The 6,508-nt window shown below is 72.5% G+C and carries 6 protein-coding genes; 5 read left to right on the forward strand and 1 reads right to left on the reverse strand.

The features are described 5' to 3' along the window. Window positions 1–413: 413 nt before the first annotated feature. A complete protein-coding gene (locus M878_RS75005; protein WP_023549997.1) occupies window positions 414–1,310 on the reverse strand; it encodes an RNA polymerase sigma factor SigF in 897 nt (298 codons plus the stop codon). 247 nt (window positions 1,311–1,557) lie between these two features. Between M878_RS75005 and M878_RS75010 the strand changes: the two genes are divergently transcribed. The 5 genes from M878_RS75010 to M878_RS75025 all read left to right on the forward strand — a co-directional run bounded on the left by M878_RS75010 (window position 1,558) and on the right by M878_RS75025 (window position 6,381). Further along, window positions 1,558–1,935, forward strand: a complete 378-nt coding sequence (locus tag M878_RS75010) for an STAS domain-containing protein (protein WP_023549998.1) — start codon at window positions 1,558–1,560, stop codon at window positions 1,933–1,935. A gap of 367 nt (window positions 1,936–2,302) precedes the next feature. After that, window positions 2,303–2,872 (forward strand): ATP-binding protein, encoded by a 570-nt coding sequence (locus M878_RS48845; protein WP_031225751.1) that lies wholly within the window; start codon window positions 2,303–2,305, stop codon window positions 2,870–2,872. Window positions 2,873–3,261: 389 nt separating this feature from the next. Beyond that, complete coding sequence (gene serS, locus M878_RS75015) at window positions 3,262–4,545, forward strand: serine--tRNA ligase (RefSeq protein ID WP_023550000.1); 1,284 nt, start codon at window positions 3,262–3,264, stop codon at window positions 4,543–4,545. A 173-nt stretch (window positions 4,546–4,718) separates the two neighbouring features. After that, the gene (locus M878_RS75020) at window positions 4,719–5,414 is read left to right on the forward strand and encodes an LPXTG cell wall anchor domain-containing protein (RefSeq protein WP_023550001.1); all 696 of its coding nucleotides are present in this window, start codon (window positions 4,719–4,721) and stop codon (window positions 5,412–5,414) included. A gap of 244 nt (window positions 5,415–5,658) precedes the next feature. Further along, window positions 5,659–6,381, forward strand: a complete 723-nt coding sequence (locus tag M878_RS75025) for a COG1470 family protein (RefSeq protein WP_023550002.1) — start codon at window positions 5,659–5,661, stop codon at window positions 6,379–6,381. Window positions 6,382–6,508: the final 127 nt, after the last annotated feature.

Here is a 6,508-nt window from a genome sequence, read left to right on the forward strand (position 1 = left end):
GGGGGAGCGCAGCAGGTCGATCAGCCGGGCGTCCGGCACGTCCTCGTACGCCACCCGCCTCGGCCCCGCCTGCCTCCGCCTCGCCGGTCTCGAATCCGCCCGTCCCGGCCCCGTCCCCCTGAGCCATCGTTCCGCCTCCTCGCGCCCCGGCCGAGGCGCGCCGTTACGGCCCCGGTCGTCTGGCATACCAGCCAGTACGGGGGGCCATAGTGGTCCAGGGGGCCGGGCCGGGAAAGAGGTTTCCGTGAGTAACCGCATAACGGTTGGGCACACGGGGCGCGGGGCGACGGCCGACAGGGAAGTGGGACCACGGCCGGCAGGTGACGGGGAAGCGGGATGACGGCCGACACCGAAGCGGCCCGGCACCGGTGGCCAGGCCGCCTGGAGGTGTCACCGCGGCGGGAGCGCTGAGGTCACTCCTCGACGGTCAGCGCCTTGCGCAGCCGTACCAGCGTGCGGGAGAGCAGCCGGGACACATGCATCTGGGAGATGCCGAGTTCCTCGCCGATCTCCGACTGGGTCATGTTCGCCACGAAACGCAGGGAGAGGATCTTCCGGTCCCGGGGCGGGAGTTCGGCGATCAGCGGCTTGAGCGACTCGACGTACTCGATGCCCTCAAGGCCGTGGTCCTCGTACCCGATGCGGTCCGCGAGCGCGCCCTCCGTCTCGTCCTCCTCGGGCTGGGCGTCCAGCGAGGAGGCGGTGTAGGCGTTCGACGCGGCCATGCCCTCGACGACCTCGTCGTTGGAGATGCCGAGCTTCTCGGCCAGCTCCGCGACGGTCGGGGCGCGGTCCAGCCGCTGGGCCAGCTCGTCCCCGGCCTTGGCCAGGTCCAGGCGCAGCTCCTGCAGCCGGCGCGGCACGCGCACGGACCACGAGGTGTCGCGGAAGAACCGCTTGATCTCGCCGATGATCGTCGGCATCGCGAAGGTCGGGAACTCGACGCCACGGGAGAGTTCGAAGCGGTCGATCGCCTTGATCAGGCCGATGGTGCCGACCTGGATGATGTCCTCCATCGGCTCGCTGCGGGAGCGAAAGCGGGAGGCGGCGAACTTCACGAGCGCGAGGTTCAGCTCGACGAGGGTGTTGCGGACGTACGCATACTCGTGCGTCCCTTCCTCCAGCGATACGAGGCGCTCGAAGAGGGTCTTGGACAAGGCCCGCGCGTCGACCGGGCCGATCTCATCGTACGGGGGGATCTCCGGGAGTCCCTCGAAGGGGTCGAGGGGGTCGATGGGATGATCCAGCGGTTCCGGTGGGGGTGTCGACGTCGCGATCCGGGTATGCGATGCGTCGAGCCGGGGTGACATGGGTGTCCTCCATCGTTCTCGGCATATGGCTGCCGAAGCCAAATAGGTGCACTGCGGTGTGCGGCGCCTCCGAAGCCGGCGTGTAGGGGCAGGTGTCCTTACTTGCCTACCCGCTCGACCGAACCGATCGCAAGTGCGTTCTGTTCATGTATGTCCGGTTCTGTGAGGTTCTTCGGGTGCCGGAGTGCGTAGAGAAGGCGTAATGTTCGAGAGCAGTCAGCGTCCACGACCTCAGGAGAGAGACGGCATGGACCACGGGATGGTCGGCAGCGCACAGTCGGGCCGGCTTCTGGTGGAGGTGCGGGAAGCGGGCTCCAGCGCCGTTGTGGCACCTGCGGGTGAGCTGGATCACCACACCGCCGATCTTTTGCGTGAACCCCTCGACCACCTTCTGGCCAAGGGCTTCTCGCGCCTGGTCGTGGACTGCACGCGCCTGGAGTTCTGCGACTCCACGGGCCTGAACGTCCTGCTCGGCGCCCGGCTGAAGGCCGAGGCCGCCGGAGGCGGGGTCCATCTGGCCGGCATGCAGCCGGTGGTGGCCCGTGTGTTCGAGATCACGGGAGCCGAGGCGGTCTTCACCGTGCACGACTCCGTGGAGGCGGCCCTGCCCGACGGCGCCGACTGAGCAGGCCGTCCCCGCCCTTCCCCGCGCCGCCGGCCATGGGCGCCCTCGTCCGTCACGCCGAAAACAGGGGTGTTGTGCCGGATCGGCCGGGCAGGAGAGGGCACGGGAAGCGGGACACATCCCGACGACAGCCGGTCCGGACCGCCCCGGGACCGGCGCGACGACTGGACGGACGTACGTGCGACGGACGGGCGAACTGCACATCCCGCGCGGACAGCGGGGCGGACATACGCATGGTGTGCGGACGACGTACAGCACGGTGTGCGGACGACGCACAGACGGCGTACGGACCAGCCGGCACCGGCCGGCACGGACCGGCGCCGGACCTTTGAATCGTGAACTGGTGAATCGGTGAGGTGAAGCGCTGATGAGCACCACCCGGCCTTGCTCGCCGGGCGACCGCGGCCCGGAGCCCAGCGGCGCTTCCGGGGCGTCCGAGGGGGGTGCGCCGACGGCAGGCGTGCCCGCGGGGGCAGCCGCGCCGTCCGTGCCGTCCGGGACTCCCGGCGACACCCAGGACATCGGCGGGCCTCAGGTCCGCAGACTCCGCCTGCAGGGTGAGAGCGGGGTCGTCCCGCTCGCACGCGACTTCACCCGCCAGGCGCTGTACGCATGGGGCTGGCTGCCCGCCGCCGGAGCCGACCAGCGGGCCGCCGCCGAGGATGTACTGCTCGTCGTCTCCGAACTCGTCACCAACGCCTGCCTGCATGCCGAGGGCCCCGACGAACTGCTCCTGGCCTGCGACAACAAGGTGATCCGGGTGGAGGTCTCGGACGGCGGCACCGGCCAGCCGGCCCCGCGTACCCCGCACCGCGCCGGGCGCCCCGGCGGCCACGGCATGTTCATCGTGCAGCGGCTGTGCCTGGACTGGGGCGTCGTCCGCCCCACGGGCCGACCGGGCAAGACGGTGTGGGCGGAGCTGGGCGCCCCGGGGTAGTCCCATTCCGTCCGGTCCTGTCCTGCTGTTTCCTGTCCGCAGGTGGTGCGCGGAAATTCGGTTTCCGCCGGCCGCGGCACTCCCTACGCTGTGCACAACGCGCTGACGGAGACGAGTAGCCCGGGACCAGCGAGCCGAGAGAGCCGCCAGCCGCTGTGAAGGCGGCCTCGCACCCCGGAGTGAATCCCCTCCCGAGTGCGGGGAGGAACGGACCGCCGCGCCACGGCGGCCCCCATGCCCCGCCGACCGGCCCCCGTCATCGGGCCCGACGAGGCCGTCGTACGACGGCGAAGGCGTGGTGGCACCGCGAGCACCCTCTCGCCCACGCCCCGAGGGACGACCCCGGGGCGGACGCTGCCGCCCCGCCGAAACACACGGAGCAGAGCGCCATGCTCGACGTCACCCTCATCCGACAGCATCCCGAGCAGGTCCGCGCCGGACTGCGCAAACGCGGCCTGGACGTGGACCTCGACGACTTCCTCGCCCTCGACGCACGGCTGCGCGAGGCCCGTACGGCCCTGGAGCGGCTGCGCGCCGAGCGGCGCCGCGTCTCGGCGGACATCGCGGCCCGGCGCCGGGCGGGCGAACCGGCGGACGAACCGCTCGCCCTGGCCGCGGACCTGGCCGACGCGGTCACCGAGGCCACCGCCGCGCACACCCGGCTGGCGGAGGAACACCGCGAGTTCCTCGACGCGCTGCCCAACCTGCCCGACCCGGACGTGCCCGCCGGCGGCAAGGAGCACAACGAGGTCGTCCGCACCGAGGGCGCCCGCCCGGAGTTCGGATGCGCGCCCCGGGACCATGTGCGGCTCACCCAGGAGCTCGGACTGGTCGACCACCGGCGTGGTGCCGCGCTCGCCGGCAGCGGGCACTGGGTCTACCGGGGTGAGGGTGCGGCGCTGGAGTGGGCGCTGCTCAACCACTTCCTGGACAGCCACCGCCAGGCGGGCTACACCTTCGTCCTGCCGCCCCACCTGCTCAGCTGGCAGGCCGGATACACCGCGGGGCAGTTCCCGAAGTTCGCGGACGACGTCTTCGTCACGGACCGCGCGGCCGACGGCCGTCCCGAACGCTTCCTGCTGCCCACCGCCGAGACCGCGCTCGCCGCCCTGCACCACGGCGAGACCCTCGACGAGCACGAGCTGCCGCTCAAGTACGTGGCCTACACGCCCTGTTACCGCAAGGAGGCCGGAGGTCACCGCACCGCCGAGCGGGGCACCCTGCGCGGCCACCAGTTCAACAAGGTCGAACTGTTCCAGCTCACCCGGCCGGCCGACTCGGACGCGGCCCAGCTGGAACTCCTGAGCCGGGCGGAGGAGTTGGTAGCCGGGCTGGGTCTGCACTACCGGGTCACCCGGCTCGCCGCCGGGGACATCAGCGCCGCCCAGGCCAGGACGTACGACGTCGAGGTCTGGCTGCCCAGCCTGGGCGCCTACGTCGAGGTCAGCTCCGTGTCGAACGCCCGTGACTACCAGGCCCGGCGCGGTGGCATCCGGTACCGCCCGGCCGGTGGCGGCAAGGCGGCGTACGTCCACACCCTCAACGCCTCGGGCCTGGCCACCAGCCGGCTTGTGCCGGCGCTGCTGGAGCAGCACCAGCGGCCCGACGGCACCGTCGCCGTGCCCGAGGTGCTGTGGCGGTGGGGGGTGCCGGAGGTGCTGCGCAGGCCGTGAGGTCCGGCCCACCCTCCACTCCAGCCACCCGTCACACACGCCGGATCGGCACAACTCCGGCGTGTGAGGCGTCTTCCCTCCTCACGGTGCCGGGCGTACCTTGACGGCCAAATCTGATGTGCCGTCAGGAACTGCTCGCCGAATGAATCCGGAATGAATGGGGTGGACCGAACGTGTCGTACCCGAAACGAACCGCCGCGCTCGCGTCCGCCGCGGCCCTGGCCGGCGCGGCGGTGCTGCTGGCCGCGCCGGCGGCCCACGCCGACGTCGTCGACGTCAACTACCGCTGTCAGACCCCGATCGGCGTCAAGAGCGCCGTCTCGCCCATCGCCATGCAGGGCGTCAAGAGCGGCAGCGGCTACAGGATCACCATGTCCTGGCAGAAGGGCGTCTCCTCCAGCCCCGTCGAGCTGGGCAAGGGCGCGATGACCCCGAGCGCCAGTATCGAGCTGGGCGGCGCCGACAGCGGCACGCTGCCGGTCAGCGGTCCTCCCAACGCGGCCGCGATCCCCGCCAACACGCCCATCAAGATAAGCGACTTGAGCGGCACGTACACGCCGAAGAAGACCGGCAAGGTCACCTTCACGCCGGGCACGCTCATCATCAAGGCGCTCGGTACGACGACGACGTGCACGCCGACCAACGATCCGAAACCGGGGCTGACCCTGGACGTGACCGCGGCAGGCGGCGGCTCGTCGTCCTCGGGTGGTTCCTCGTCGTCCTCCTCGTCGTCCTCGGGCGGACAGCTTCCGCAGACCGGCCCGGAGGACTCCGCGATCGCCCTCGGCACCCTCGGCGGCACGGTGCTCCTCGCCGGCGCGGCGGGCGCACTCTGGCTGACCCGGCGCGGCCAGACGGCCCGCCGCTGATCCCGGACCGACGACCGCCGAACCCCAGGCCACTGCCCCAGGCCGCTGCCCCCGAGCCACCGCCTCTCGGTCACCGTCCCTCGGCCACTACCTCCCGGCCTTCGCCGAACCCGGGCCCACGGCCTTCGGCCATCGCCGAACTCAGCCATCGCCCCTCGGCTTTGACCCTCGGTTCTTGGACCCCGGTTCTTGGCCCTCGGCCGTCGGTCCTCGCCGAACCCCCAGGCCACCGCTGGAGCCGCCCATGCCGTCCGCCGCCCGCGCCCTGACCCGCCATCGGCGCCCGCCCCGGGCCCGCGTACCGCTCCCGGCTCGCGCCGCCCTGCCCGCGGCCCTGTGCCTGTGCGCCGCGCTGTGGGCTGTGCTGGGCTTCGCACCCCGCGCCCATGCCGCCACGGGCTGGTCGGTCGCGCCCGCGGGCGGCGGCCGCCCGTCCTTCTACGCCGAGGGCCCTCCCGGAACGGTCCTGCAGGACACGGTGTCCGTCACCAACCCCGGGCGGGCGCCGGTCGTCGTACGGCTGTCCGGCACCGGCCTGCGGACGGTCTTCGCCGAGAAGGCCGGGAACGGGATACGCGTCCCGGCCCGTACCCGCGCCGAGGTGCCGTTCACGGTGACGGTGCCGAACGGTGCCGCGCCCGGCGACCGTTCCGGTGCCGTCGTCGCGCGGGACACGCGGGGGCGTACGGCGACCGTCGCGGTCCGGCTGCGCGTCGGCGGCCCGGCGCTCGCCGCGCTGACCGTCGAGCACCTCGCCGTGCACGCTGACCGCATCACGTACGAGCTGGTCAACCGGGGTACGACCGTCCTCGTGCCGAGGCTCGCGGTGCGCGCGGACGGTGTGCTCGGCCGGGTCCTGGACCGTGGGCCCCGCACCCTCCCCGTCCACCTGCGCCCGGGTGCCCGCCTGAAGCTCACCGAGCCCTGGCCCGACCGCCCGCGCTGGACGCCGTCGACGTACGGCTGACGGTCACGGCCCCCGGCGGAGCCCATGACACGGCAACGGCGTCGGCCCGATTCATACCGTGGCCGACGGTGACGGGCGCGGCCGCCGCCCTGCTCACCGGGACGGCCGCGCTGCTCGCTGTCCGCCG

Origin of the sequence: Streptomyces roseochromogenus subsp. oscitans DS 12.976, from assembly GCF_000497445.1 — a bacterium.
GTDB lineage: Bacteria > Actinomycetota > Actinomycetes > Streptomycetales > Streptomycetaceae > Streptomyces > Streptomyces oscitans.

Excerpts from the sequence above, each read along its gene's own strand:
- M878_RS75010 (WP_023549998.1), top strand. The coding sequence starts at position 1,558 with ATGGACCACGGGATGGTCGGCAGCGCACAGTCGGGCCGGCTTCTGGTG.
- M878_RS75005 (WP_023549997.1), bottom strand. The coding sequence starts at position 1,310 with ATGTCACCCCGGCTCGACGCATCGCATACCCGGATCGCGACGTCGACA.
- serS (WP_023550000.1), top strand. The coding sequence starts at position 3,262 with ATGCTCGACGTCACCCTCATCCGACAGCATCCCGAGCAGGTCCGCGCC.
- M878_RS75025 (WP_023550002.1), top strand. The coding sequence starts at position 5,659 with ATGCCGTCCGCCGCCCGCGCCCTGACCCGCCATCGGCGCCCGCCCCGG.
- M878_RS48845 (WP_031225751.1), top strand. The coding sequence starts at position 2,303 with ATGAGCACCACCCGGCCTTGCTCGCCGGGCGACCGCGGCCCGGAGCCC.